Below are 25,374 nucleotides of genomic sequence, written 5' to 3' on the forward strand. Positions count from 1 at the left end.
GGAAACGTAGGTATAACTTTTGTGGTTTCGGGAGGATTAGAGTCGGGTTAGCGTTTTTTCTTTGTAAAAGCATATGACGACTTCACTTCACAATCATTTTAGATGGATACCTGATCCTCGTACAGGTAATAATAAGAAACACAATTTACTGGAAGTTATCATTTTGTCGGTATTGGCCGTTCTATGTGGTGCAGAAAGCTGGTACGAGATGGAAGAATTCGGGAAGGAGAAAGAAGATTTTTTAAAGCAGTTGCTGCCTCTTGAAAACGGCATACCCAGTCATGACACGATCAACCGGGTTTTTATGCTGATCGATTCGGCGCTTTTTGAACAGTGTTTTCGTGCCTGGACAGCGGAACTTAGCCGGGGTCTTGAGGAGTCGGGCCTGTCTGGCGAAAAGGAGTTGATCGCTATCGATGGAAAGAGCATCTGTAACAGCGCCTGCAAACACCAGGGGTTGGGGGCCTTGCATTTGGTAAGCGCCTGGTCGGGTCGTAACCAGTTGGTACTGGGGCAACAAAAAGTGGATGACAAGAGCAATGAGATTACGGCGATCCCAGCATTGTTATCGCTATTGAACATCAAAGGGGCGGTAGTAAGCATCGACGCAATGGGTACACAGAAAGCGATTGCTGAACAGATTGTCGAAAGCCAGGGCGATTATATCCTTGCTTTGAAACAGAACCAGGAAACACTTTATGAACAGGTAATCAATCAGTTCAACTTTAAAGAAGACAGTTACAGCCAGCACCTGGATAAGGGCCACGGGCGGGCGGAGATCAGAGACTGCAAAGTCATTCATGAACTTAACTGGGTTGACGAAAAGGAAAATTGGAAGGGAATAAAGACCATCATCAAAATAACCTCGGAAAGGATAATAGGTGACAGCCACTCCATACAAGACCGCTACTATATCTCCAGCCTCCGTGCTGATGCTGCCTATTTTAACCAAGCCATCCGCGCACATTGGGGCATTGAGAACCAATTGCACTGGCAGTTGGATGTCGGATTTGGCGAAGATTACAATACCACACGGAACAAACAGACCGCCCAAAACCTTGCCGTAGTCAGAAAGATAGCCCTAAATATCCTAAAAGCCGACAAAACCAGTAAGGCCAGCCTGAAAGCAAAAAGAAAAATGGCCGGGTGGAACCATAAATTTCTTCTTTCATTACAATTAATCGCTAAAACAAATTCCTAATGCGTCGGCCCTGGCATTAACAGCAAGGTAACTTGGTGTTTACTCATATATTCGTAGCTTTTGTATTAAAATGAGCCTGTTTATTGTTTTGGCAGTTATAAGCAGCAATAATCTGAGGTATGCGGAAGTTAATTCCTCTATACCAAGTATGATTCTTGCCAAATTGTCAGCTTCAGCAACAAATGCAGTTTGAAGTATTATAAACCCATATTACCTACTTTGCTATCGATAAACTTAAATCAATATATACCAACCATTAATGGTAAGTTCTATGGAAAGAACTTTTTGTATTTAAAAAATCAGAGCAGGTTAATTTATTTTGCACTTTAATTTTGTTCACTATCTCTTCTTAATGGCTTAAAAAAGTGGATGATAGCTCCTGCCCCGATTTAAATTTGGCTGATCAAGGTAACGCCTGGCAACTACAAATAGCGGCGGGTATTCAACGGCTAAAGGTGCTGGTTCACTTGTTGTGGTTACTGTTACCACTTTAAGTCAGCTTCAACCAGCCTTAACAATGGTAGTCATCATATTATTATAAGTTATAATATATTTGGCGGCTCCGTACCTTTAACGTTTACGTTTTCAAGTACTACATGGAATAACACCACCATTTAAGGAGCGAGCGGCGGGGACGCTACATTGTGAAATATCCAGTTAAAATTTGATTGGGAATTACTTTCAGGCGGCACTAACATTCAGCACATACTCGTTAAAAATATTACGTTCTATGGCAATATACTGGCATTGCAGCCTTTACCTTCAAGCGAAACAGATATCAGTTTTTCGGGTAACCATTCCGGGGTAAATTATTGGGATGTTTCCTTCCTTGTGGTATCAACGTTTAGTTTAATCACTGTAAAATCTATATTACCAGCGATGCTATTTGGTGAGGAACATTTGCATCCGCATCTCTTACTGCCACTTTTATTTTACCAGCAGCTGGTTAAATATGAGCCCGAATCCATCATGGAACTGCTGATGTAACGCCTACATTTAGTGTAGCACATAATTTCTAATGAAAAATTAAAAATGTAGCGGGTTTTGTAATTTGGTTGTACTTTTTATTTTGATCTCCCCGTATCAACGGAATGGGTGCTCCATTTGATACACATTAATAACCCATATCCCATGTAAGTTATAAAATAATCATTGTAGATAATTGAGACAATTATTTAATTATAGTACATTACTGTATCACATTTGTGCTAGAAAAAAATCCATTTCTATGACTATGTCAATTAATTTGCCTCCGTGTAAATCAGTTAACAGGTTTTCCGCTGCCGTTATTGGATCCGGATTTGTCGGCTTTAGTGCCGCGGCATACCTTGCGAAGTCAGGATGCAATGTAAGTGTTTATGAAAAAAATGAGCATATCGGGGGGCGCGCGAGGAGCCTGCAAGCCGGTGGGTACACTTTTGATACGGGACCGAGCTGGTACTGGATGCCGGAGGTCTTTGAAAACTTCTTCAACGATTTCGGTTATAAAGCAGATATTGGGTAAGAAAATAGCCAAATTGGCTTGCTGATTTGGCTTGGTTTTCTTTCAGCCAGGACTAATTGGGCCAATAAGAATGTGTTTGTTATTAAAGCTTCCCGGAGCCAGATCTAGCGTCAGCTGATTTGCTGACTCAGTATATGGATGAGGGGATGCGTGGATGGGTTAATAATGAAACACCTGATAACTTACCCGGCTTATGATTTAAATAAGTAGAATTTTCGTACTGATAGTTTTGTTTCTTAATTGAAAAGGATTACGTTTTTTTCGCATTAAAGAGCAATGAACACGCGCAAATCGAATTTTAAAAGTCAACCATGTCCACTCGCAGTAGTATGAATCGACTATCATATCACTTCGTAATATATTTTGCAGCGATTAAAAGTAGCAGAGTTCGGTCTGCCTTGGCTTCATCGTAATTTTCTTTTAGAAGCTGTTTAATCTGTTTGTTTTTAAGTTTAACAGCCGCCATTTGCAGCACTTGGAAAGAAGCCATTTCTACGCTTTCAATATTTTGAAGATAGAATATAATTGACATATCACGAAGTTCTGCTTGGCCAGTTTGTTCCTTTATAGCATTATAAGCATCGTCCACTAGTCCCGTCAAACCGTTTATACTCCCTTTCGATATTTGTGCATCAAGCAATTCATAGATTACCTCCATTCTTGCTAATTGCTTTTCAACATCGTTGACGGTTTCCGTAATGGCTAACTGCAAGTCATTAAAATAAACTTCGTTCTTTAATTGCGGCAGCCAGTTGACCAAGTGCGCCTTTGCATAATAGATACGGTTGAGGTGGTTAACAAAAAAAATCTTTAATTTTTCAGAACCTAACTTTATTTTTTTCGGAGAAGATGATTTATCGGATAGTTCTGACATCGGTAATTGTTTAATGCTAAGATAAGTACTCTTTTACGTGAGATAACAAGTCGAAAATATCAAATGGCTTAGCAATAAACGAATTAGCGCCGCATTCCTTAGCGAGTACGGCCAAATCAGTTTCACCCGAGACGAGCATTACAGGAAGTTGCCTGGTTTCTAATTTTGATTTGATCTCCTTACATATTTCCGGTCCGCTTTTAGCATAGCCGACAATACGAACATCAAGTAAAACCATATCAGGTTGTATAATCCTTATATGTTCAGCCGCTTCACTGGTGTTGGATAATACGGCTTCATAACCGTTCTCCTGGAAGACAACATTCAATATCTCCAAAATGTCTTCATCGTCGTCAATTAAGAGTATTCTTTTCGCCATGTTAAGTTGTCCGCAAATAATAGTCCAGTTTATCGAGTAATCGTCTATTTAAGTTAATAATAGTTTGTTCCTCTAAAAATAACTGTGTCCTTATAATTTTACTTCGCGATATTTGGAGATTAATTTTTGATTCTCATTATCATGCCTATCTTAGCTACATGACAAACAAACTTATTTGGTTTTGTGCTATTTGCTTATTAATCAGTAACCAGACAATTGCTCAGATAAGTACTCTGAATAAAGCTGTTGAAATAATTAACCGATATCGTAATGTTAGTTATTCACAAGTCGAACGTCAAAAGAACCCTTTCAGCGGTGACTGGATCTCATTTAATGTTAAATCATCAGTAAGCCGTATAAGCGAAAATGACAAATCTGAACTCTATGTTATGTTGGAAAGCAGAGGATATAAATATATATACAATGGCTCTACAAGAATAGATTTGGATTTAAACAATAAAACCTATGAGCTTAAGCAAGGAACCGGGGATGAGCCTTATAAAACACCATACTATTGGGCGCAATTTATACAAACGAAATTAGCCACATCACCTGAAAAAATTAAAAGTAAGCCGGATACTATTATTAATAATGTAGCTTGTTTTCATATAAAAGTCGTAATGACTGATTCTGCTTCCAGTAAGGAAATATATGATTTATGTTTAAATAAGACTACCTATTTACCTGTTTATATAAAACAATATTTGCAGGGGAATTTTGGAAAAGGAGATATGACCAGTAATGATATAGCATTAATGGTTAACGAAAGCAGCTACACCGATTACAGTGTTAATGCTCAGAATTTTATTGATGTTAAGAACTTAACCATCCCGACAAACTTTCATACTGAGAAAAAGGTCGCAATGATTACAACGGGCAATAGTGCGCCCGATTGGGAACTGCATGATTTACAGGGAAATATTGTGACCAATGCTCAGCTAAAAGGAAAAGTTACCTTAATTGATTTTTCATTTAACGCTTGCGCTGCCTGTATGCTTTCAATACCTACCTTAAAAAAGCTGCATGAAAAGTATAAAGGAAGCGATGTTAACATTATGACTGTAAACACTTCAGACACCAAACAGTCTGTTATTGCTTTTACTAAAAAAAACGATATTAATTATACGGTACTACTAAACGGAAGTAAAGTGGCCAAAAGCTTTCAGATTTCAGCATACCCCAGTTTTTATCTCATAGACAAAAACGGTATGATAGCCGCGACATTTGAAGGCTATAGTAAGGACCTTGAAAATGAACTTATTAAAAAAATGGATGATCTTAAATAGTACCTATTCAGACATAATCGTTGACCTCAGGCTTTGAAAAATAAGTTTCCTCTGCGTTCTCATGGAACAAGCCTGGGTGCTATCTACAGTTTTGGCAGCTTAGGTTTCAGACTCTTTATTCTATAACCTTTTCCGTCCTTTTAGTTTGTTAATCAATATTGCTTTGAGGCCACGACAGCTTCGCGTTATTATACAAAGCTGCTTTAGCCTGCAAGTCTACGAAGTGAGCAATGCCCTTCTCTTTGTAAATAGTTAGCGTTTCTAATGTATTATACACAACTTTAAGCAACCTTCTTGCGACGGCAACTATAGCTTTCTGCGCTTTCATTCGTTTCCGTAATTTATCAAACAAAGCATGCCAGTAAGATTCTTTCATTCGAACAGCGGCCCAAGCCGCACCAACAATTGCAACTCTTAAATAACTGTTACCTTTTTTTATTGCAGTGTTTTTTCGCTTACCTGCACTCTCGTTGTTACCGGGAGCTATACCGCACCAGGCGGTAAAATGATCAGCTGTTGGACAACGGCTCATATCTTTTCCTGTTTCGCTAATAATGATTTCGGCTGATTTAACACCAATGCCGCTGATGCTATCAAGGCATTCGAATGCTTGTGCATAATGCTCAATGATAATTTCAGTAATTGACTTATCTAAAAAGTCGACTTGCTTTTGAACATGATCATAATCTTCTAATAACATTTGCAGTTGAGTATGATGATAGGTTTGCAACGTAACATCTAATGCTTTGATCAACTGTTCTTTCTTTTTAATTACTTTGCCTCTGGCACAACTTAGCAATTGTTCCTGATCTGTGACACCTTTTGCCAACAGTCGTATCATATCCATAGCTGATAAAGTATGAATCGAACTGATAACAGAGCGAAGTTTGATGTTATTGCTTTCCAGTATCTTCAGTAGGCGGTTCCTTATTTGGTTGAGCTGCCATGTATAAAAAAGGCGATTACCGCAATAATCTCTGATTATGCGCTGGGTACTATCAGGCATAAAACTTGGTCTAATTAAACCGTGTAGTAATAATGTACAAAGCCATTTGGCATCCTTGCGATCAGTTTTTCGCTTAGGTATTTGCTTAATGTGAACAGGATTTGCAACAATGACTTCGATACCTGCTTCTGTAAGTATGGCATGTAAGCTCATCCAATAAATGCCCGTGCTTTCCATCAGGCAGTGGTGAATATCATTCTCTTGTAACCAATCTCTGATCTTTTTGAGTTCACAGGTATAAGTGCCGAACTCCATAAACTCCTGATTGCTACCATCTTTCCCGGAGATAAAGCCGACGATCTTATCTTTGTGCATGTCAAGACCACAAGCTTTGTCTAATTGAGGCATAATGTTTACATCTTCAATAACTTGCTGTTTCATAAATATCCTCCTTTGATTATCTATGAACTACATTTTTATGAGCCCGGATGTTTTTCGAATCATAATACTTAGGTTAAATTAATAGTTATCAGGAAATATGAATAAATTTTATTACCAATATTCTATACATGGTGTAGTATTGAGCCTAATTGTAAAGGTACTAAAAGAAAAAAGCTACATGCAATAAAGCTGTGAACTTCGCGCCAGGCGTAAAAGCGATACCATCTACCGCCGACTGGCCTTTAACCTGATAACTGTTTCAAATTGCGCTTCTTTCCATTTGATATTGAATAATTATTGATCGTTAGGCTGATCTCGTATTTACGCTTCGTGTAATTCAGAACCAGGTCATTGATAAAGTAGCCTTAACAGGATAAGGAGCGTTTTTTTCACCACATAAATTTAAGCGTTTTCAAATCTATTTTTTAGCCGCAGGCAAAGTTTCGGTGACCTTGCTGCAATTAGCCATACCCATGTAGGGATCTTTTCCTTTATCAGAATCACTTAGGAAATAACGTTTGGTCATGGTGCAGTACTGGCGGTAAAGCACGCTATTATTAACTTTCAGTTTTTTAACCAAAGTGTACAGGTTGTTGGAAAGGCTGGCGAAGTGTTCGCGCTGATGATCGATCTTGTTCACTTCGCTGATATGCCTGCTGTCAAACTCCAGTTTGGGTAGTAAGGCGGCTTCATCAGCGCTTAGACCTGTTTTAGGCACTTCGCCAATTGATGCCAGCAAAGTTTTAGCTTTAGCCTCGGCCACCGTGCCATCACCACTTACTAAGGCATCTTTCAGCGAAAGGTAATTGGTAATCACCGTATTGATGGGTTTTGTTTGGGCGTTTTGTGCTTTAACGGTTAGGATGGATAGCACTGCCATTGCTAAAAATAAAGCTGTTGTTTTTAACGTTTTCATGTCTCTAGTTTTTAAATGGTTAATTTTTGATGTTGTTATTCCGGTGCCTGGAAACGCTTATCGTTTACAAAGTCCCGGTCGGTTAAGGTTTTAAGAAAGGCGATCAGCTGGTGTTGTTCAAGTGTCGTCAGACTGATACCGTAAACATTGTTTTGATGTAAAGCGGGGTCAAGATTTGCAGCCGGCTTTACCCCAGAATTATAATGGGCTAATACTTCTTTTAATGTCTCAAACCTGCCGTCGTGCATGTAAGGGCTGGTCAGTTCGATGTTGCGCAGGGACGGAACACGGAATTTACCCCGGTCTGTTTCCAGGTGAGTGATGCTGTCCCGGCCAATATCATCAGGTTTCAGGTCAAGGCCGTTACTGCGGTAAGACAAGTCAGTAAATAACGGTTCCTGGTGACAGGTGCTGCATTTTTGTTTGAATAATGCATAACCCGCCGTTTCGTCCTCGGTAAAATCGCCGCCTTTTTCTTTCCTGATATACTTATCATACTTTGAATTTGCGGAAACAAGCATACTGGTGAACTGTGCCAATGCCCTGAACGTGCGCTGTGAATTGATCTCCGTTGTTCCAAAGGCGGCTTTAAATAAAACCGGGTAAGCCGTCGTTTGCTGTAATCTGCTGACAATAGTATTCAGGTCGGTCGCCATTTCGCAGGGGTTGGTCATCGCGTTCATGGGCGACACTTCGATATGATGTACACCGCCATCCCACATAAATTCCTTTTGCCAGGCCAGGTTAAATAAAGGCGGCGCATTTCTTGTACCCATGCATTCATCAACACCATGACTAACGGCATGGTCGAGGTTTGCAAAAGCGGCAAAAGACTGGTGGCAATTCGCGCAGGAAATGGACTTGTCTTTGGATATGATCGGATCGTAGAATAATATTCTGCCCAACTTAAATCCATTGCTGGTTATGGAATTGTCTTTAAAATCATATACAGGTCTAGGGAAATTGGCAGGCACGGCGAAGCGAACGCTATCGGCTGCGATGCCATAATTAATTCCCTTAAACCCATAATTGAATGCCGTATTGACAGTGATAAATGTAAGCAGCACGAAAAAGACAATTCCCTTAGCTTTCATATCAGTTCTTTACTTTGGTGATCTTAAAAAGCCCATCCGCGTAATTATCCGCAACGACAACTGAATTTGGCCCGCCCATCGTGAAGTTCAGTTTGGCAAAATCTACGGTAGTTTTACCCTGGAACAAAGCGCCTGCATTAGCGATCAGTTCAAGTTCCGGTAGTTTGCCGTCATTGATCTTTAAGGTCTTCGGAAGCTTTTGTGTAAAGGTGCGGATCGTATTGTTGGGGGCTTTGGCACCACCGATATGAAAGGTCAAGCGATTCTTCTTAGCCGTAGATTTCGGAGATTCCCCCTCCAGTTTTACAAAGATGTATCCGCTGTTCCAGCTCCAGAACATCCCTTTGGCCGGGTCAAGTACACCGGTTTGCGCACCAGCGAAATTACGCAAGCTGTCCACGCCAATAGTAAACGTGATGCCCGTGTATTTTCCTTCGGGAATATTGGTGATCTGCTGGTTTAGCGTAGTGGAATCCGCCGCGTTCACCAAAAAATAAGAATCAGGTATCGCTATCTTATCGCCATTCTTTGCGATGAGGCTAACGTTGCTGATATAGTATTTAAACGTGGTGATCTTAAGATCATCACCATTAGCGTTTTGATACAGCGATAAACTGTCATTCAATTTCAGGGCTTTGCCGTCCATTACGTTTTTGAAATGAACCGCAACTGTACCAGTTTTAGCAGCCTTTTTAGGGTCACCGGGGTTTGGTTTAGCACTTACCGTTAAGCCGGTGATTGCCAGCATTAGCAGGGTGATTAATTTTTTCATATTGTTTAATGATTTAAGTCCCGTTAATTATTTAATTGTATGAATTTCGTAAGCGGTCGGATTTCTCTGGAAACCTGCTTTGCAACGTGCTGAACAAAAGCCGATGATCTTTCCTTTGTAATGAACCGTATCGGCATAACCGGCCAGGGCCATTCCACAAACCGGGTCTTTATCATTGTCAATTTTAGCTTTTGCGGAAACGGTTTCTGGGTGCAGCAAAGGTTGTAAAGCACTGTTATACATGGTGCGTACACTTTCAACTATCGCTTTATCCGTGTTATGCTCACTGCCGCCTTTGACCGGTGGTTGAGGATCGTACTCCAGGTCAAGCATCACGGTTTGGGTGTACTTTTCACCCATGATTTCATTGATCAATCCGAGGCTCATATCGATTCCCGCAGAAACTCCTGCACTTGTCCAATACTTACCGCTTTGAACATAACGTTTATCTTCTGCGGTGATACCGAACTGATCTTTTAAAATCTGCTTACCGAACCAATGCGTAGTGGCTTCATGACCTTTAAGTAAACCAGTCGAGGCCAGTATCCAGGCACCTGTACAAACGCTGGTGGTGTATTTGGAGTGGACATCTATCGCCTTTATCCAGTTCAGCAAAGCGGTATCTTTCGTGGCGGTAAAGGTTTCATTCAGGCCGCCGGGTATAACCAGGATATCCAATTGCTTGACTTCGTTAATGGAGGTATCACATTGCACCTTCATACCGCCACCGGTGGTGATCAATCCTTTATGACGACCCACAAAGAACACTTTAGCGCCCATGAGTTCACTCAATACATGGTAAGGCCCCATCGCATCCAAAACCGCATAGTTATCATAAAGGAGGATGCCTATTGTCTTGATCTGCACTTTAGGTTCAGGAAGTATATCTGCCATTTGTTGCTCATGGTTTTTTGTCGTGGCCGTTGCTGTGTCTTTTGATTTGTCTTTACACGCGGCCACCATCAAAATGAGAGTTGCTGCAAAAAATAGTCTTTTCATCAGATCTTTTATTTAAAATTTCGCTATTAAAGTCGTTCCGTAAGTTTTCGGGCTTCCCAAAAGGAAAGTACCGAATGAGCCGTAAGCGACGTACTTTTTATCAGTAATATTCCGCGCCCAGAAGTTCAGTTCAAAGTTCTTACTGCTGATACCTGCTTTAGCGTTGAACAAACTATAAGCTGGCTGGCTTAAGCCATTCACAAAATCAAAGTAGTACTTGTCTAAATAACGATATTCACCCCGGACGAATGCGGCTAATTTCTGTTTGCTACCCGCAAGATCATACGTGTATTGGGCAGCCAGCATGGAACTGACTGGCGGTGTATTAATAGGCTGGTCGCCTTTGTAATTCACTACAGCCTTGGCCTCTGCGCTATACAACAACAGCGAAGCATAACGTGCATGGGAATAGCTGGCGTTCCAGTCAATTTGCAGGCCTTTTACGGGCAGGGCCGTTACTTCCAGTTCCAAACCTTTATTGTGCATTTCACCAACATTCAGGATCAAGGCGTTAATACCGTCCATGGCGGTACTGATCTGCTGGTTATGCTGTTCGAGATAAAATGCGGTCAGATTGAATTTCAGCTTGTTGTTAAACAGCATGTTTTTCCAGCCGATCTCGTAATTATCCGAATGTTCCGGCTGGTAAGGCACTTGCGCAGGATCGGTCGCATTGGTATTTAATCCTCCTGCACGGAAGCCCCTTGCATACGAACCGTAAAGCAGCATGTTATCCTGTATCTTATAGCTCAACACGAATTTGGGGGTGACCGCGTTAAAGCTAGCCCTGTAATCTGCGTTCGGGGTTAACAAGGTTGCAGGGGCAGGATCTTTCTGGTAATCGGTATATTGGCTAAGCCCGCGGTTTTCGTGATCGTAACGTATGCCTGCGGTGAAGTCTAATTGTTTAGTTAGCGAATAGGTAGCCTGCCCGAAGAATGCATAGCCTTTATTGTTGCCGTGACTGTTGCCGATGGTGGTAAATGGCGCACCGGAAGTCGGGTCAAATTGCACGTAATCCGGTCCATAAAATGTCGGCGTGATCATGTGCAGATTTTGCGTAAACCCATAAGCCCCGGCTACCCATTTTAACTTGCTTGCACTTGCGGACGGTGAAGAAAGACGGATCTCCTGTGCGAAGATATGTTGGCGCTGATCAGGGGCGGTACTCAAAGCGTCTAAAGGACTGAAATCATAATCTACGCCTCTTCCTTCGTAATATTCATGCCAGTTGATATAGGATGATACGGAAGTAAAGTTAAAATCCTTGCCATAGTAATTGGCGGCCAGCGAGGTGTTGAAGTTGTTCCGGCGTTCTACATTAGTATTGTTGGTGTTCACCTGGTAAGGTTTGGAAAAGACATCATCAATTGATCCTACCCAGGGAAAACTACCTTTGTCATTGTCATTCTCGGTTTTCACGTTTAGCGCGAGCGACCATTGGGCTGATGGCAGATAGCGTAAATTAAAGTTACCGGAGTAATCCTCTCTGCGGTCGAAACCGCTTTTGGTGAATTCATTATAGTAAATTGAGCCACGGTGGTTATAGGTAAATGAACCGCTGGCAAACAGTTTATCTTTTATTAGAGGTTCTGAAAGGCTGACCGTATAACGCTGCTGTCCGTAATTACCGAAAGTCATTTCTGCATAACCGGACGGCGTGTTGCCAGGTTGCTTAGTGGTGATGTTCACCACCCCCCCCATAGGCGTTACGACCATATAAGGTTCCCTGCGGCCCGCGCAGGATCTCGATGCTTTGTACATCGTTGAACAAGGGCGGGGCAGAAAAATAATCAAACTGGTAAACACCATCCACATAAGTAGCGACGGCCTGCTCATTGGAAAAGCCCATCACTCCGCGAATGTTGAAGAAATTGGAACTGGTGCTGTTACCGTGCTCCACCACAAATAAATTCGGTGCGATTGCCGTCAGGTTCGTAATATCCCATAAACGGTACTCCTTGATCTGTTTGGCATCTAAAGAAGTGATCGCGGCCGGTATTTTCTGGATAGCCTCCTGGCGCTTTTCTGAGGATACTGTCACCTCATTTAATTGACTGCTGCTTTCAGTCAGCCTAAAATCGAGGGTCAGCACTTGCCCTTTTTTCAGTTCAAAGGATTTTAATTGCGAAGCATACCCTACTGCTGAAATACTGATGGTATAATTTCCACCCGCTAAATTGTTGATGCTATATCTACCCTGGTTGTCTGTTATATCGCCATAATTGGTATTCAATAATTTAACCGTTGTTTTAACAATGGCTTCTCCGCTGGTGGTTGTAACAACACCCTGTACTTTTGCTGATTGTGCAAATGAAGTGACAGTAAAGAAGCTTAATATGATCGTAAGTAGTTTTAAAGTTGTTTTCATGATTTGAAATAAGGTTAGTTGTTTACCGGCCTGAGCAATCCCATTTTTTCACGCCTGGCGCGGTCGAATTTCATTCCGCCCAATGCTTCGGGCCATTTATCCTGTTCGTGCATGGTATATTGGATCGCGCCTTCGACCATTTTTTCGACACGTTCACCGCTAAAGCGGGCGACCAGGTGCAGCGATGCATCAATTCCGGAGGTTACGCCAGATGCGGTAACCAATTTGCCTTCATCCACAAAGCGCACATCCCTGATAACGGTTGATTTAGGGAATTGTAGCTGCAAGTCATCGGCCTGGAAAAAATGGGTAGTCACTTTGTGACCATCAAATGCGCCGGTTTGCCCTACAAAGTAAGCCGCTGTACAGATAGACATGAGTACATCTACTTTATCGCGGTATTGCTGAATAAATCCAATGACCTGCTGATCGTGCCGCATGGAATCCGCTAATCCGACCGTACCGCCGGGGATCACCAAAATATCCGGTTTGGGCATATCAGTTGCCGTATAATCGGGTGTGAATTTCAGTGTGCCGCCCTGAGTAGTTACCACACCTGCTTTAAGGGCAACCGTGTAAACATGGTATTGTCCTTTGGTAATACCATTGGCTTTGGTAAAAATATCTACCGGCCCTTGCAGGTCGCCCAACCCAACGCCGGGGTAAACAAATACCGCCACATTCAATCTTTTGGTAAAGGTTGGAGTAGTCATCTGTGCATTAACGATCAGCGAGAGGCTGATGAACAGGCTCAATAAGCATATCTTTTTCATGGGTTAATTAAAATTTAAGGGTTAAAGTGGCGATATACCTGCGCAGCATACCCGGCGTGATCGTACCGAAGCCGCCGTTGTAGAATTGCTTGTTCGCCAGGTTATCTACATTAAGGCCAAAACGGTAGCGCGGACGGTTATAAAACACGGCGCTGTTAAGCAGCGTATAGCTGTTCAGGTAAAATTGCCCGTTGGTGGTGTTATTGACGATCAGGTTACGGCTGGCATAGTTACCGCCAAAGCCAACACCCAAACCTTGCAGGTCTGAGAACGGTAGGCTGTAACTGGCGTAAAAGTTAACCGTTTTATCCGGCCCTGAATTAACGGGACGTAACCCATTCACCGTACCATCGGCAGAAGTTAACTGGCTGTCGTTGTAAGCAAACCCTGCATTGATCAATAAGCCCGTTATGGGCCTTGAATACAGGTCTATTTCCACGCCTTTGCTGAATTGCGAACCTTCCTGTACGGTAAAGGTCGGGCGGGTTACGTCCGGCCTTAACGTGTTTTCTACCTTGATGCTGTAATAGCTGACGGTAGCACTTAACAGGTCATGCGCCAGTTCCGCTTTGATACCGCCTTCGAGCTGATTTGCATACTGCGGTTTGAACGTTGAAATGGTTCCGTCCGGCTGGGTTGTCGGTGCCACATTCTGAAATCCGTTATTGTAGTTTCCAAACAGGGATACCCGGTCTTTCACGACTTGGTAAACTAAGCCAAACTTCGGCGCGAAAGCCATCTGGTCATAATTGCCGGTGGTTACGTTAGTCGTTATATTGGTTGTTCCGCTATTATTGAAACGGTCAACCCTTAGACTAAGCATAGCCGATAAGCGGTCAGTAATATTTACTACATCCGAAGCATAGGCCGCGTAGGTATTCAGTTTTGATGAGGAATACGTTGCGGCAAGGCCGTTCAGTTTATTAGCAATACTTGCCGGGCTGATCAGTTCATAATTCGGCATCGCATGCTTGATGCTTAACGTGTCAAACGCTTTCCGGCCAGCTCTGCCATTCAGGGCATTGGATGAAAAGGCGGATGCATTCTGATAGAACTCTAAACCAACGACCAGGCGGTTACGAACCTTGCCGATACTAAAATCGCCGATAAAGTTTTGCTGAACCTGGCTGATGGTAAACAAGCTGGTCGGATAATTGGACACATTGCGCACTAAGGAACTGTCACCTTTCAGCAGCGTAAAAGTTAAGTAGTTGTCTGTGTTCTCCGCGCTGGTACGGATCAGGTTAGTTTGAGAAGTCCACTGGTCACTGATTTTATAATTCACCTGTCCGTAGATGCTGCGGTTCGGATCTTTCAGCGTTACGCTGTTATTGCCATAAGAACGCTTGTATTCCAAAGGCAATTGTGACGGGTTACTGGCCCATGTTTTAGTTGAACCTGCCTGGATCGGGCCGACTGGTGTGATCTGCGGTAAAGAAGTGCTCTCACGGTTATAAAACTCCGCGTCGAGCGAAAAGCTCAGGCGGTCGCTGGCTTTATAAAAAAGGCTTGGTGCGATAAAGGTGCTGCGGATAAATCCTGCATCCTGGAAACTACCCTCGTAATGCTGGGCAGCGTTTACGCGTAATAAGACCGTTTTGTCCTTGTTCAGCGGCGTATTGATATCGGCTGTAAAACGGTTCAGGTCATAGCTGCCTGCCTGGTAGCCGATCTCCACATGGGTCGTATCAAAAGGCTTTTTAGTAATGCGGTTGAGTAAGCCACCAAAAGAAACCAAAGTACTACCGAATAAAGTCCCTGATGGGCCTTTTACGGCAACCAATTGCTCGACGTTGGCCATGTCCATATCGGCGGTTACGTAGCCTGCCACCCCGTTACGGATATAATTACGGGTATTAAACCCACGGCTCGTATAATATGCTGATACCGATGACCAGCCTTTCACCACACCGGGAATGTTTTTGACGATGCTGTTCAGGTCGGTAGCAGCCTGCTCGGTGATGACCTGATTTGAGACGGTATTGATGACCTGCGGATTCTCAATATTGCTCAAGGGCAACTTTGAAGTAATGCTGCTGGCCTTATCCCGCTGGCGGTTCTTGCGGCTACCGATAACAACTTCCGAAAGCTGCTGCGTGGCCTTGTTCAGTTCAAGGGTTAGAAAATTATTCTTCCCGGAAATTACGATCAGGTTTTGTTTGCTGGCGGTGTAGCCGATGCCTGAAGCAATTAGGGTATAAGTGCCCGGTTTGATATTACGCAATACAAAATCTCCGTTCTCTTCGGTTCGGGTGCCGTTACTGGTTCCTTCCAGTTTAACGCTGATATTGCTTAAAGGCTCTCCATCAGAGGATATTATGTTGCCTTTAATGGTTTGCCCAATGGCGGGTAAAGTAAATAATAAGATTAAAAAAGTATATAAAAATTTCATCAGATCACTGTAATAGCATAGGGACATGCACAGCATAAAATGCAGGCATTGCCGAAAGCCAAATAAATAGTCGAATCGCAGAGACAGTTCAAAACTGTTCGTAACGATACATTAAAATAGATGGAGGTTAAGCGATCTGCTGCTTGGGCGGTCTGAAGATGGTTTCAATATCGCGGCTGCTGTATTGATAAGTATAAGCGGGAAAACTACTTTTTACCGTTTCTAAAATAGTGGGAGCAACAGATGAAAACTGAAATGGCTCTTGAAAAAAGGAAACTTCCAGGCGGTTCAAGTTGTCTTTTGCTTCCTGCTTTTTTTCGCTTTCTTCGGCCTGGTGGATCTTCTTCATGAAATAGCACTTACCATTACAGTGCATCCAGGGACGGGATCGGTTGACACAAAGCGTTTCGGCAATGTACTTCTGGTTCATTTGAAATCCGGCATATACCATAAACACTGAGAAGTTGGAACTAATCAGCGTTACAAGGAGCAACATGGCGGCAAACCGTTTGGACATTGACGCAAAGGTAAAGCTAATTGCAAATAGTTTCCGCAGTATCGCTATTTAGATTCATTCCAAATTAATTATTCTTATATTGAGGAGGTTCCCCCTGCTGCCAAAATAAGCGTTATGATAATTGTTTCGTTTAGTTATATTCGGAAAGTTTCGCACGTATACAAAACGTGATATGAAAACAAAAATACTTCTGCTACTGTGCCTTTTCGGCAGCTTTCAAATGATGGCGCAAAACAAGCTTCCTTCATTATTGGTAAAGCTGAAAAAAGCACCGGCAGACACCATTAAAGCGCTAATTATCCAATCCATTACGGAATATTACAGGAATATTAAACCGGATTCAGCAGGGATTTACGCACGCCAGGGATTGCAACTTTCTGAAAAATTAAATTTTGTTTACGGTAAAGCTGCATTCAGCCGTTTTTTAGCGGAGCTGGACCTCAACGAGGGAAAGATGGACGCAGCGAAGCAAAAATTCGGTACTGCCATGATCTTGTTTGAGCAAACCGGGCGAAAAAAGGATATCGCCTCGGTCCATAACGGACTCGGGGCCTGGGCGATCAAACAGGGAGACTACCCCGAGGCAACAAAGCAATTTTTAACGGCTTTAAAGACTTTCGAGGCAGCCAGGGACAATGCGGGGGCCGCTTATGAAAAGTTAGGGAATTTTAAAGCCGCGGCCAGGCTGGAAAGCGAAGCACTGGTACTGATCCGGGAACGTCACTTGAAGGAGTACGAAATTAACACGCTGATCAGCCTGGCCTCGGTATTAAGCAGGGACAAGCCGGACAGCAGCAGGCTTTTGTTGAACCAGGTCCTTAGGATCAGCCGGGAGATCAACCAACGTTACCTGATGATGGAAGTTTATCAAGGGATGGTCGATCTCTATAAACAACAAGGAAAGTATAAGGAAGCTGAATATACGCTGGAAAGGAAGATCAAGTTACAGGATAGCCTCTTTACCTTGAAAAAAGCCAAAGATATCGCAGGCTTGCAATCTTACTATGACCTGGCCAATGCAACGATAAAGTTGCAGCGGTCTGAGATAAACAACCAGCAGATGCGCAATCACCGAAATGTTATACTGGCCGCTGGAGTGACCTTGGTATTCATTACGTTAACCTTAATTATGTTTTACCTGAAGATGCGTAATTTAAACCGGCAACTGTTGAAACGTAAAGACATTTTAAGGCAGCAAAAGGAAGCGCTCGATTAGCAGAATGAATTCAAGAACAAGCTTTTTTCTATTATCGGCCACGACCTCCGGTCACCTATCGCGACCATCGTGAATTTGATGGAAGCAGCGGAGGAAAACGATTTATCCGCTGAAGACTTTATCGCTTTGATACCCCAGTTAAAAGATCAGAGTAAAGCTACCCTAGAGATCCTGGATAAACTCCTGATCTGGGGAAAATCACAGTTAAAAGGAACCAAATACAACCGTTCTGTTTTTAATGCCAAAGAAATGATCTTGAAAAATGTCGAACTTTACAAGAACCCTGCCTTGCAGAAGATGATCAAGGTAACTGATGAAACGCCTAATGAGATAAGCATCTTTGGGGACAGTACGCAGGTAGATTTTATTATCCGGAATTTACTGGCTAATGCGATCAAATACACTCAACGTGGTGGCGAAATCAGGTTCTCGGCCAGCTTGAACCAGCCAGCCGGATTTAATGCGATCCATGTGCAAGATAATGGCGTGGGCATTGCAAAGGGCGCACAGCAGCTTATTTTTGAAAGGAATAATCAAAGCCAGGAAGGCACTGCCCAAGAAAAGGGGAATAGCATTGGCCTGATGTTATGCAAGGAATTCTCGGAAGCCAATGGCGGAAAGATCGAATTAGAAAGTGAATTAGGCCGCGGCACGCGGTAGTTTCTATTTGCCTTCGGATGAACAGAATGTCAATTAGGCGTTTTTATGGCTAATTAATCAAGATGTGCCGTTATGCCTATAAGGTCTGATGCCTTCCGCTTAGCTGATTATCCCCATCAGGAAAGCCGTTTTTACCGCTTCCGTGATATTCACCACTTTCATTTTCCTGATGATGTTTTGCCGGTGGCGATGGACCGTATTTATTGAGATATGCAGATTGTCTGCAATTGTTTTACTGATCAGGCCCCGTGCAACAAGTGTAAGCAGTTCAAGTTCCCGCCTGCTAAGCAGGCTTTTGTCGTAGTCCCGGTAGATATCGCTGCTAACGATGTCACCGGTTTCGTTATTGATAATTTTCCCTGCTATACCCGGATGTGGTTGCTGATCTGCCGATGGTGAGTAAATACAGGTAGCCAGCCAGATACTGCCATCCGAAAAACTCTTCTGATAAATGGTCCGGTGCGTAATAAAAACATATTTGCCCTGCGGGTCTTTTGCCCTGAGTCGGCTGATCGTGCTGTATTTTACACGTTCATCGATCGGCAGTTCTTTTTGAAACTGAAAATAACGCAGTTCGAAAACATGCCGCTCCATTAAGTCATCCGGATGGATCTTATTAAAGATCAGCTCTTCAAAAGCGGAATCGATCACAAAGTCGTTTGATGGCAACCCCCAAAACAAGCCGAAGTTTCCGGCATAAATATAGCTGCAGTCTGCTTTCAGGTCAGAAAGAACAGCTACGCTATTCTCTACATGTACATAAGCTTTGACCATTTGCTGGTATTGCGCCAGTAAAGCCCCCTCTTGCGGGGGAGCCGCAAATGTTTGATCCAGCATTTGGGAACAGAGCTCGGCATAAGAGGATAGGTTGTTCATAGATGACCTCAAAAAAATGGCTAATTATAACCATTGCAAAAGCTTGAAAAGCCGTTACATTTGCTTGTCAAAATTAACCTATTCTTTGATATTACTTAAAGCGTATTGTATGAAATCTCTTTTGCCATCCATTATTTTAATGAGCCTTATGATAACGATTTCCAGCTGCGAACAAAAAAAGTCACCGTCTACCGAAACAGCGACGGCGGAAACCAGTGCTAAAAAGGATTCAGCGCAAGTCAAAGGCACCCCCTGCGACAAAACAATTTCCGGGGTACACTTTACCAAATCGGTCAATAATGCCGACAGCCTGACCAAAGTTGACGCGAACGGCAAGGTCACTTTCAGCGTCGGCGCAAAAAAAGATTACTTCTGCGACCCGAATGACGATAAGCTTTCTAACAACACCGCCCCAATACTACTATCGGAAGTGGACAATACGAAGGCATTTACTTTCATCTCCAAAGTAGCTCCCGGATTTACTGAGAAGGGCTTATACAATGCGGGGGTACTATATATTTATGTTCATGACAATTTCTGGCAAAAACTATGCTTTGAGCAGGATGAGCGAGGCAATCACCGGATCGTCTCTGTCCGCACGATCGGAACCTCCGATGATAATAATCATGATGTCGTAACCGATCTTTCCGTTTACATGAAGATCTCATCTGATACCCGCACCGTAGCCAGCTATTACTCAACAGACAAAAAAACCTGGCACCTGGTGCGATTATACAAAAATAACTATCCGGCAAAAATATGGGTAGGCTTCAGCGCACAATGCCCAATCGATAACGGCACGGTTAGCCACTTCGAAGACATCAGCCTGGACCAGCAAAGCGTTAAGGACTTTCGTTTAGGTAACTGATTTGCTTAAGTTTATTTCGATGTTCTGGGATTGATTAATTTAACGCTAAAATTCCTTCATGAAGCACAAAGCTTATTGCCTCATCTTCTTACTGTTCGTCTTAGGTAGCCAAGCCACGGCGCAACAAAAGCCCCATTCCCTGAAAAGAAATGGGGCTTTTGTTAAAGGTGTTTATACCAATTTATTTAAAATTAACGGGCATACCGGCAGGGAAATAAGCTTTAAGATAAACAAGGCATTTGACCAGCTCTTTTATGGAGATCGTTCAAGCCAGGCTATCTACTTTGAAGCAGGTGTTAATCATCTTGGAAACTTAGCTTATGTACTGGATGTCCTGCATCAGGATGTCCGGAGCGAAGGTATGTCTTATGGGTTGATGATCACACTACAGCTCAACAAAAAGGCTGAATTCGATGCGCTTTGGAACTTTTCGATGACCCATATGTACATCGAAAAGCCGGGACATCCCGCTGAAGGATATTTTGCCTGGTCTGTACAACAAAACGGTGTCCGCAACGCTGAAGGGCCGGCACCCGATGGTGAGGAATATATTGTCACGGCCTTATATATGGCCGCCGGGCGCTGGGGCAATGGTACGGGAATCTACAACTACCAAGCTTGGGCTGACAAGATCCTTAACCAAATGCGGCACCATCCAATACACACCATGATCAATGAGGAAAAGAAAATGATCCTGTTTGTACCCCAAACTAAAAACGCTGCATTTTCGGACCCTTCTTATCATTTACCTGCCTTCTACGAGTTATGGGCGCTTTGCGGCCCAAAAGCGGATCGTAGCTTTTGGGCCGCTGCTGCTGATACCAGCCGGGCTTATTTTCAAAAAACAACAAATCCTTCAACCGGCTTGTCAAGTGATTATGCTGACTTCGACGGTAAACCTGTTCACACCAGTTATAACCCAGATGCTGATCACTTTGCTTATGATGCCTGGCGAACAGTTATGAATTGGAGCGTTGACTGGAACTGGTGGCACAAGGATGTTCGTGAAAAAGAACTAAGTTACAGGATACAAGCATTTTTCTACCGGCAGGGCATCCAAACTTATGGAAGCGTCTACACCAAAGAAGGCGAACTGATCAGAGCGGGCCATCCTGCAGGGTTGGTCTCTACGAACGCTGTCGCCAGTTTGGCTTCCGAACACCCTAAATCCAAAGAATTCGTAGAAGCACTTTGGGATTTACCGGTACCGCATAATATCGGTGATCGATATTATGGCGGGTTACTCTACCTGATGAGCCTTTTGCACTGCAGCGGCAAGTTTCAGCTATTTTTGCCTGTAGTGAAATAATAGCTTTTTGACTATAATTTACAGGCTTAAAAACGTTTGCATTCCATCCGCGTATCTATGATTCATGTCTATTTTCGATTATTCTGGTAAATCAATAAACGTAACCCATTAAAAACAACCACCAGGGTTGACCCCTCATGGCCGATAACCGCCGGGCCGATGCCGGAAATACCCAAAATGGTCAAAGGTATAAGAACAGCGACCATCCCTAAACTGATCACCAGATTTTGCCTGATGATCCGGCGGGACTGGCGGCTTAGCCCGATGGCAAACGGCAGGTGATCAAGCCTGTCGGCCATTAAGGCTATATCCGCGGTTTCCAGGGCCACATCAGATCCTGCCGCACCCATGGCTATGCCTACGGTACTTTTAGCCATTGCGGGGGCGTCATTTACACCGTCACCGATCATCGCTACTTTCTTTTCTTTTTTGATCAGGTCCTGCACAGCTTTTACTTTGTGCTCGGGTAATAAGCCACCCATGGCATCAGTTATCCCGATCTGTTTGGCTACAGCTTCCGCTACCTGCTGGTTATCACCCGTAAGCATGATCATGCGCTTGATACCCAGGTCTTTCAATTCCTTTAATGTTCTTTTGGCTTCCTTGCGGGGAACATCCATCAGAGAGATCAGGCCAATCATTTCGCCTTCCTGTTCTACCAGCATAGTAGTATTTCCTCCCTTCTCCAGTTTTTCAACCCGGGCGTGTATATCTTCAGAAAGTTTGTCAAACAGGCTGCGATTACCGATAACAACCTTTTTGCTGCCTACCGTGGCTTTAACGCCATGCCCGGTAACTGCTTGAAGGTTTTTTGCTGATGGAATATCTTTTTGTTTCAACCGTTCCAGGCCGCCTTTAACTATCGCGGCAGCCAAAGGGTGATCGCTTAATTTTTCAACGGCGATTGCGATCTCTAAAACCTCATCTTCCGAAAATTTGGCTAAAGCGACTACACCGGTTAAAGCTGGTTTGCCCTCGGTTAGCGTCCCTGTCTTATCAAAAGCAATCGCTGTTAATCCGCCGAGTTCTTCCAAAGGTCCGCCGCCTTTGATCAGTACGCCGCCTCTTGCGGCGCGCGCAATGGCACTGAGTACCGCACTAGGCGTAGAAATAGCCAGGGCACAGGGACTTGCCGCCACCAATACCGCCATCGCCCTGTAAAAACTTTTGCTGAAAGGTTCATCAATGACCAGGTACGCAAATAGCAGAAGCACCACTAAGATCAGTACAACCGGCACATATATCATTTGAAGCTTATCCGTAAATAATTGGGTAGGCGATTTCTGTGCCTCGGTATCGTTGACCAGCTTAACCAATCTCGACAGGGTAGAATCAGCCGCCAGTTTGGTTACTTTCACTTCCAATACCTGGCTGCCGTTGATCGTTCCGGCGAATACCTTATTTTCTGCTTTGAGGGTTTTGTCATCGTGTTCTTTGTCTGGATCCGCTACCGGTGACTTATCAACCGGTACGCTTTCCCCGGTTATCGGTGCCTGGTTCACACTGCTTTCCCCTTTAATTATTGCGCCATCCGCAGAGATCTTGCTGTTCGGTTTGATAATGATGATATCGCCGATCACCAGTTCTTCGATTGGCACTTCTGTTTCTTTTCCGTCACGGCGAACGATCGCTGTTTTAGGTGCGAAGTCTGCTAAGGCAGCGATGGACCTGGTCGCTTTTCCCATCGCATAATGCTCCAGGGAATGACCGAAACTGAACAGGAACAGCAGTAATGTGCCTTCTGCCCATTCGCCAAGGAATGCAGCGCCAACAGCAGCAACCAGCATTAGGAAGTCGATCTCGAACTGTCCTTTACTGACGGCTTCATAAGCTTCCTTCGTGGTAAAGAATCCACCAAAGAAGTAGCCGATCCCGAATACTATCGTGCTGGTTAGCGGTGGCAGGGAATGGATAAAAGAAAGTCCAAAACCTAGAGCCAAAAAGACTCCCGATAGAATGGCAAATATCAATTCCGTATTTTTACCGAATAGGTCACCGTGTTCATGGTCATGACCTGGTTCATTCTCATGAAGATCATGTTTTTCCTCTTTATCTCTGGCGGTTGAGATATCAACCCGTGGTTGTTTTTTATCAGCCGCTTTAGCCGGTGTTTGTTTTTTCATAGTGATTATGATTATTTGTCCTCTGCGCCACCGGCAGCTTTAGACTGTAAATAAAATGCGCCTTTTAATGCCACTTTTACCGATGCAGGCAAATCTTGAAGCGGTTTGATCTGCACAAATCCCAGTTCCGTTACACCCGTTGCGACTTCAGCTTTTTTGAATTTCACGGTACCGCTTTTCTCATCTGACGGCACGACCGCAAAAATGAACTGTTTGCCTTCCGACCTGACTACCGCGTCCACCGGCACTGCTGGCATAAGCCTGCTGCCGGTACTGATCAGCGCGGTAACATACATACCGGGAATCAGGTTCTTTTGTTGCTTATTATTGATCACCGCATGTACTGTAACCCCCTTGCTTTCATTCTCAAAAGATTTATTTACCCCATTGATCGTCCCGGTAATGAGCTCATTTTCCTGGTTGGTCAGCTGGAAACTTACTTTCTGGCCTACTTTAACATGCATCAGGTCTTTTTCAAATACGGTGAGATCGCAGTGAATTTTAGAATTATCTACCACTTCCATAATGGAAGTCCCAGGCTGGACGAACGCGCCGGTATTGGCCGTGATCTGTCCCACTGTTCCACCAATGGGTGACAGCACCGGAAATTGAGAAACGATACGACCGCTGGCAATTTTACCAGGTGATATGCCCAATTGACTCAACTGGCTTTCGTAAGCGGTAAGACGGGAGTGTTCCGCATTGTAAGTAGCTTCTGATAACTGAAAGGATTTTCCTGTTCCGGCACCTGCTTCCTGCAATTGCTTTTGCCGGCTATATTCAGCCTGGACGTAAGTGAAATTATTTTTGGCCGCTAAATAATCCTGTTGGATCCTGATCAGGTCCTGGTTCTTGATGGTGGCCAGCAACTGTCCGCGTTTGACCTGCTGCCCTTCAATTACGCTGATGTGATCAATGATCCCGCCTGAAAGAATACTGACGTCTGCTTTATTCTGTGGCGGAACAGCTAATTGCCCGTTGGCTTTGATCACCGAGTCCAGATTCTTTTGCGTGACCGGGCCGACCACGATGCCAACAGTTTGCATCTGCTCCGGTGTAAGTTCCAGGCCATCCGGTTTTTCCGTTTTGGCTTTTGCCGTATCTGAACTTGCTTCGGTACCTGCATCCCCCGAGCAAGAGGCAAAAGCGACCCCTATAAAAAGGGCGATTGCGATGTATTTATGATGGTTCATCTGTTATTCTCCTTTGATAAATTGTAATTGGATAGCTGACTGGTTCAAGCGGCTTAACGCTTCGATATAGGCCACCTTGACCTGTACGGCGGCTGACATATTCTGGATGTATTCAACATAGCCGATCTCACCCAGGTTAAATGACACCTGCGCAATGCGAAGTTGCTCATCCGCCTGTTTAAGTCCGCCCGCTAAATAATAGTCGGCCGACTGTTTAAACTTGAGATATTGCTGCCATTCCTGCTGGTATTGCAAAAGTATCTGTGATTGCGTTAGCTGATAATTGGTTTGAGCGACCTGAGCTGACAAGCGTTCAGCCTTTACCCTTGCACGGTTAGCGCCATTGAACAATGGCAGGGCGACACCCACCTGAATCCCGGCAATACGCGTTCCGGGGCTATACCCGCGGTTGATATTCGCCGGATCAAAGGCGGCGATCACAAATTGTTGGTTATAGCCTAAAGTCAGGTCCGGTAAACCTTTCGATCTTTCTACCGCGATCCGTGCGTTCGCTACCTCGATATTTTGCAGGTCAACATTCACCTGCGGATTATTGGCAACGTTGATGCTATCGGTTTGTATAGTAAGCATCAGTGATAACTTATTTTCTGCGATCACAATTGGCCCTGATGTATTGAGCAATTGCTGTAAACTCAATTCATTA

Annotated in this window: 24 protein-coding genes; 8 read left to right on the forward strand and 16 right to left on the reverse strand. The window is 43.7% G+C overall.

Annotation, left to right across the window (positions count from 1 at the left end; translation table 11 throughout):
• Window positions 1-73: 73 nt before the first annotated feature.
• The 3 genes from BDD43_RS05455 (at window position 74) to BDD43_RS05465 (ending at window position 2,705) form a co-directional block, all read left to right on the forward strand.
• Complete coding sequence (locus BDD43_RS05455) at window positions 74-1,201, forward strand: ISAs1 family transposase (protein WP_121196770.1); 1,128 nt, start codon at window positions 74-76, stop codon at window positions 1,199-1,201.
• A gap of 747 nt (window positions 1,202-1,948) precedes the next feature.
• On the forward strand, window positions 1,949-2,188 hold the full coding sequence (locus BDD43_RS05460) for a hypothetical protein (protein WP_040626040.1): 240 nt from the start codon (window positions 1,949-1,951) through the stop codon (window positions 2,186-2,188).
• A 247-nt stretch (window positions 2,189-2,435) separates the two neighbouring features.
• Entirely contained in the window at window positions 2,436-2,705 is a 270-nt protein-coding gene (locus tag BDD43_RS05465; RefSeq protein ID WP_083839420.1) for a phytoene desaturase family protein, read from the forward strand.
• Window positions 2,706-3,051: 346 nt separating this feature from the next.
• Here the strand turns inward: BDD43_RS05465 and BDD43_RS05470 are convergent, their stop codons facing one another.
• Together BDD43_RS05470 and BDD43_RS05475 are read right to left on the reverse strand one after the other, a co-directional pair.
• Window positions 3,052-3,579 (reverse strand): DUF892 family protein, encoded by a 528-nt coding sequence (locus BDD43_RS05470; protein ID WP_008507855.1) that lies wholly within the window; start codon window positions 3,577-3,579, stop codon window positions 3,052-3,054.
• A gap of 16 nt (window positions 3,580-3,595) precedes the next feature.
• Window positions 3,596-3,958, reverse strand: a complete 363-nt coding sequence (locus BDD43_RS05475; RefSeq protein WP_008507856.1) for a response regulator — start codon at window positions 3,956-3,958, stop codon at window positions 3,596-3,598.
• Window positions 3,959-4,116: 158 nt separating this feature from the next.
• Here BDD43_RS05475 and BDD43_RS05480 point away from each other — a divergent pair, with 158 nt between their 5' ends.
• The gene (locus BDD43_RS05480) at window positions 4,117-5,244 is read left to right on the forward strand and encodes a TlpA family protein disulfide reductase (RefSeq protein WP_008507858.1); all 1,128 of its coding nucleotides are present in this window, start codon (window positions 4,117-4,119) and stop codon (window positions 5,242-5,244) included.
• A gap of 148 nt (window positions 5,245-5,392) precedes the next feature.
• Here BDD43_RS05480 and BDD43_RS05485 read toward each other — a convergent pair whose 3' ends face one another.
• From BDD43_RS05485 to BDD43_RS30530, 10 genes are all read right to left on the reverse strand, one after another.
• A complete protein-coding gene (locus BDD43_RS05485) occupies window positions 5,393-6,631 on the reverse strand; it encodes an IS110 family RNA-guided transposase (RefSeq protein ID WP_008507860.1) in 1,239 nt (412 codons plus the stop codon).
• A gap of 418 nt (window positions 6,632-7,049) precedes the next feature.
• Entirely contained in the window at window positions 7,050-7,547 is a 498-nt protein-coding gene (locus BDD43_RS05490) for a DUF3347 domain-containing protein (protein WP_008507862.1), read from the reverse strand.
• 35 nt (window positions 7,548-7,582) lie between these two features.
• Window positions 7,583-8,641 carry a cytochrome-c peroxidase gene (locus tag BDD43_RS05495; RefSeq protein WP_008507864.1) on the reverse strand — a complete coding sequence of 353 codons (1,059 nt, stop codon included), beginning with the start codon at window positions 8,639-8,641 and terminating at the stop codon, window positions 7,583-7,585.
• A 1-nt stretch (window position 8,642) separates the two neighbouring features.
• Window positions 8,643-9,413: an MbnP family protein gene (locus BDD43_RS05500; RefSeq protein ID WP_008507866.1), complete on the reverse strand. Its 771-nt coding sequence runs from the start codon at window positions 9,411-9,413 to the stop codon at window positions 8,643-8,645.
• Window positions 9,414-9,440: 27 nt separating this feature from the next.
• Window positions 9,441-10,412, reverse strand: a complete 972-nt coding sequence (locus BDD43_RS05505) for a DJ-1/PfpI family protein (protein ID WP_008507868.1) — start codon at window positions 10,410-10,412, stop codon at window positions 9,441-9,443.
• Between the two features lie 12 nt (window positions 10,413-10,424).
• Window positions 10,425-12,131, reverse strand: a complete 1,707-nt coding sequence (locus BDD43_RS05510) for a TonB-dependent receptor (protein WP_233276876.1) — start codon at window positions 12,129-12,131, stop codon at window positions 10,425-10,427.
• On the reverse strand, window positions 12,088-12,783 hold the full coding sequence (locus BDD43_RS30525; RefSeq protein WP_040626047.1) for a carboxypeptidase-like regulatory domain-containing protein: 696 nt from the start codon (window positions 12,781-12,783) through the stop codon (window positions 12,088-12,090). The genes BDD43_RS05510 and BDD43_RS30525 overlap by 44 nt, the downstream gene beginning before the upstream one ends.
• 14 nt (window positions 12,784-12,797) lie before the next feature.
• The gene (locus BDD43_RS05515; RefSeq protein ID WP_008507872.1) at window positions 12,798-13,556 is read right to left on the reverse strand and encodes a DJ-1/PfpI family protein; all 759 of its coding nucleotides are present in this window, start codon (window positions 13,554-13,556) and stop codon (window positions 12,798-12,800) included.
• A 7-nt stretch (window positions 13,557-13,563) separates the two neighbouring features.
• The gene (locus BDD43_RS05520) at window positions 13,564-15,948 is read right to left on the reverse strand and encodes a TonB-dependent receptor (RefSeq protein WP_040626049.1); all 2,385 of its coding nucleotides are present in this window, start codon (window positions 15,946-15,948) and stop codon (window positions 13,564-13,566) included.
• A 127-nt stretch (window positions 15,949-16,075) separates the two neighbouring features.
• Window positions 16,076-16,297, reverse strand: a complete 222-nt coding sequence (locus BDD43_RS30530; protein ID WP_246001466.1) for a hypothetical protein — start codon at window positions 16,295-16,297, stop codon at window positions 16,076-16,078.
• A gap of 340 nt (window positions 16,298-16,637) precedes the next feature.
• Between BDD43_RS30530 and BDD43_RS05530 the strand changes: the two genes are divergently transcribed.
• Window positions 16,638-17,681 carry a tetratricopeptide repeat protein gene (locus tag BDD43_RS05530; protein WP_050982122.1) on the forward strand — a complete coding sequence of 348 codons (1,044 nt, stop codon included), beginning with the start codon at window positions 16,638-16,640 and terminating at the stop codon, window positions 17,679-17,681.
• A 78-nt stretch (window positions 17,682-17,759) separates the two neighbouring features.
• Window positions 17,760-18,341, forward strand: coding sequence for a sensor histidine kinase (locus BDD43_RS05535; RefSeq protein WP_121196771.1), 582 nt, complete (start codon window positions 17,760-17,762; stop codon window positions 18,339-18,341).
• 99 nt (window positions 18,342-18,440) lie between these two features.
• On the opposite strand, the gene BDD43_RS05540 is transcribed toward BDD43_RS05535, so the two are convergent.
• Window positions 18,441-19,217, reverse strand: coding sequence for a response regulator transcription factor (locus BDD43_RS05540; RefSeq protein ID WP_008507877.1), 777 nt, complete (start codon window positions 19,215-19,217; stop codon window positions 18,441-18,443).
• A gap of 148 nt (window positions 19,218-19,365) precedes the next feature.
• On the opposite strand from BDD43_RS05540, the gene BDD43_RS05545 reads away from it, so the two are divergent.
• Together BDD43_RS05545 and BDD43_RS05550 are read left to right on the forward strand one after the other, a co-directional pair.
• A complete protein-coding gene (locus tag BDD43_RS05545; protein WP_008507879.1) occupies window positions 19,366-20,085 on the forward strand; it encodes a DUF1349 domain-containing protein in 720 nt (239 codons plus the stop codon).
• Window positions 20,086-20,143: 58 nt separating this feature from the next.
• A complete protein-coding gene (locus BDD43_RS05550; protein ID WP_121196772.1) occupies window positions 20,144-21,394 on the forward strand; it encodes a glycosyl hydrolase family 8 in 1,251 nt (416 codons plus the stop codon).
• A gap of 68 nt (window positions 21,395-21,462) precedes the next feature.
• Here BDD43_RS05550 and BDD43_RS05555 read toward each other — a convergent pair whose 3' ends face one another.
• The 3 genes from BDD43_RS05555 to BDD43_RS30960 are packed head-to-tail and all read right to left on the reverse strand — an operon-like array spanning window position 21,463 to window position 25,301.
• Window positions 21,463-23,517, reverse strand: a complete 2,055-nt coding sequence (locus tag BDD43_RS05555) for a heavy metal translocating P-type ATPase (RefSeq protein WP_008507881.1) — start codon at window positions 23,515-23,517, stop codon at window positions 21,463-21,465.
• Window positions 23,518-23,528: 11 nt separating this feature from the next.
• Window positions 23,529-24,710: an efflux RND transporter periplasmic adaptor subunit gene (locus BDD43_RS05560; protein ID WP_121196773.1), complete on the reverse strand. Its 1,182-nt coding sequence runs from the start codon at window positions 24,708-24,710 to the stop codon at window positions 23,529-23,531.
• A 3-nt stretch (window positions 24,711-24,713) separates the two neighbouring features.
• Window positions 24,714-25,301 carry a TolC family protein gene (locus BDD43_RS30960; protein WP_316928941.1) on the reverse strand — a complete coding sequence of 196 codons (588 nt, stop codon included), beginning with the start codon at window positions 25,299-25,301 and terminating at the stop codon, window positions 24,714-24,716.
• Window positions 25,302-25,374: the final 73 nt, after the last annotated feature.

Origin of the sequence: Mucilaginibacter gracilis, assembly GCF_003633615.1 — a bacterium.
Lineage (GTDB): Bacteria > Bacteroidota > Bacteroidia > Sphingobacteriales > Sphingobacteriaceae > Mucilaginibacter > Mucilaginibacter gracilis.

Excerpts from the sequence above, each read along its gene's own strand:
- BDD43_RS05455 (WP_121196770.1), top strand. The coding sequence starts at position 74 with ATGACGACTTCACTTCACAATCATTTTAGATGGATACCTGATCCTCGT.
- BDD43_RS05465 (WP_083839420.1), top strand. The coding sequence starts at position 2,436 with ATGTCAATTAATTTGCCTCCGTGTAAATCAGTTAACAGGTTTTCCGCT.
- BDD43_RS05470 (WP_008507855.1), bottom strand. The coding sequence starts at position 3,579 with ATGTCAGAACTATCCGATAAATCATCTTCTCCGAAAAAAATAAAGTTA.
- BDD43_RS05475 (WP_008507856.1), bottom strand. The coding sequence starts at position 3,958 with ATGGCGAAAAGAATACTCTTAATTGACGACGATGAAGACATTTTGGAG.
- BDD43_RS05480 (WP_008507858.1), top strand. The coding sequence starts at position 4,117 with ATGACAAACAAACTTATTTGGTTTTGTGCTATTTGCTTATTAATCAGT.
- BDD43_RS05485 (WP_008507860.1), bottom strand. The coding sequence starts at position 6,631 with ATGAAACAGCAAGTTATTGAAGATGTAAACATTATGCCTCAATTAGAC.
- BDD43_RS05490 (WP_008507862.1), bottom strand. The coding sequence starts at position 7,547 with ATGAAAACGTTAAAAACAACAGCTTTATTTTTAGCAATGGCAGTGCTA.
- BDD43_RS05495 (WP_008507864.1), bottom strand. The coding sequence starts at position 8,641 with ATGAAAGCTAAGGGAATTGTCTTTTTCGTGCTGCTTACATTTATCACT.
- BDD43_RS05500 (WP_008507866.1), bottom strand. The coding sequence starts at position 9,413 with ATGAAAAAATTAATCACCCTGCTAATGCTGGCAATCACCGGCTTAACG.
- BDD43_RS05505 (WP_008507868.1), bottom strand. The coding sequence starts at position 10,412 with ATGAAAAGACTATTTTTTGCAGCAACTCTCATTTTGATGGTGGCCGCG.
- BDD43_RS05510 (WP_233276876.1), bottom strand. The coding sequence starts at position 12,131 with ATGGTCGTAACGCCTATGGGGGGGGTGGTGAACATCACCACTAAGCAA.
- BDD43_RS30525 (WP_040626047.1), bottom strand. The coding sequence starts at position 12,783 with ATGAAAACAACTTTAAAACTACTTACGATCATATTAAGCTTCTTTACT.
- BDD43_RS05515 (WP_008507872.1), bottom strand. The coding sequence starts at position 13,556 with ATGAAAAAGATATGCTTATTGAGCCTGTTCATCAGCCTCTCGCTGATC.
- BDD43_RS05520 (WP_040626049.1), bottom strand. The coding sequence starts at position 15,948 with ATGAAATTTTTATATACTTTTTTAATCTTATTATTTACTTTACCCGCC.
- BDD43_RS30530 (WP_246001466.1), bottom strand. The coding sequence starts at position 16,297 with ATGAAGAAGATCCACCAGGCCGAAGAAAGCGAAAAAAAGCAGGAAGCA.
- BDD43_RS05530 (WP_050982122.1), top strand. The coding sequence starts at position 16,638 with ATGAAAACAAAAATACTTCTGCTACTGTGCCTTTTCGGCAGCTTTCAA.
- BDD43_RS05535 (WP_121196771.1), top strand. The coding sequence starts at position 17,760 with ATGGAAGCAGCGGAGGAAAACGATTTATCCGCTGAAGACTTTATCGCT.
- BDD43_RS05540 (WP_008507877.1), bottom strand. The coding sequence starts at position 19,217 with ATGAACAACCTATCCTCTTATGCCGAGCTCTGTTCCCAAATGCTGGAT.
- BDD43_RS05545 (WP_008507879.1), top strand. The coding sequence starts at position 19,366 with ATGATAACGATTTCCAGCTGCGAACAAAAAAAGTCACCGTCTACCGAA.
- BDD43_RS05550 (WP_121196772.1), top strand. The coding sequence starts at position 20,144 with ATGAAGCACAAAGCTTATTGCCTCATCTTCTTACTGTTCGTCTTAGGT.
- BDD43_RS05555 (WP_008507881.1), bottom strand. The coding sequence starts at position 23,517 with ATGAAAAAACAAACACCGGCTAAAGCGGCTGATAAAAAACAACCACGG.
- BDD43_RS05560 (WP_121196773.1), bottom strand. The coding sequence starts at position 24,710 with ATGAACCATCATAAATACATCGCAATCGCCCTTTTTATAGGGGTCGCT.
- BDD43_RS30960 (WP_316928941.1), bottom strand. The coding sequence starts at position 25,301 with ATGCTTACTATACAAACCGATAGCATCAACGTTGCCAATAATCCGCAG.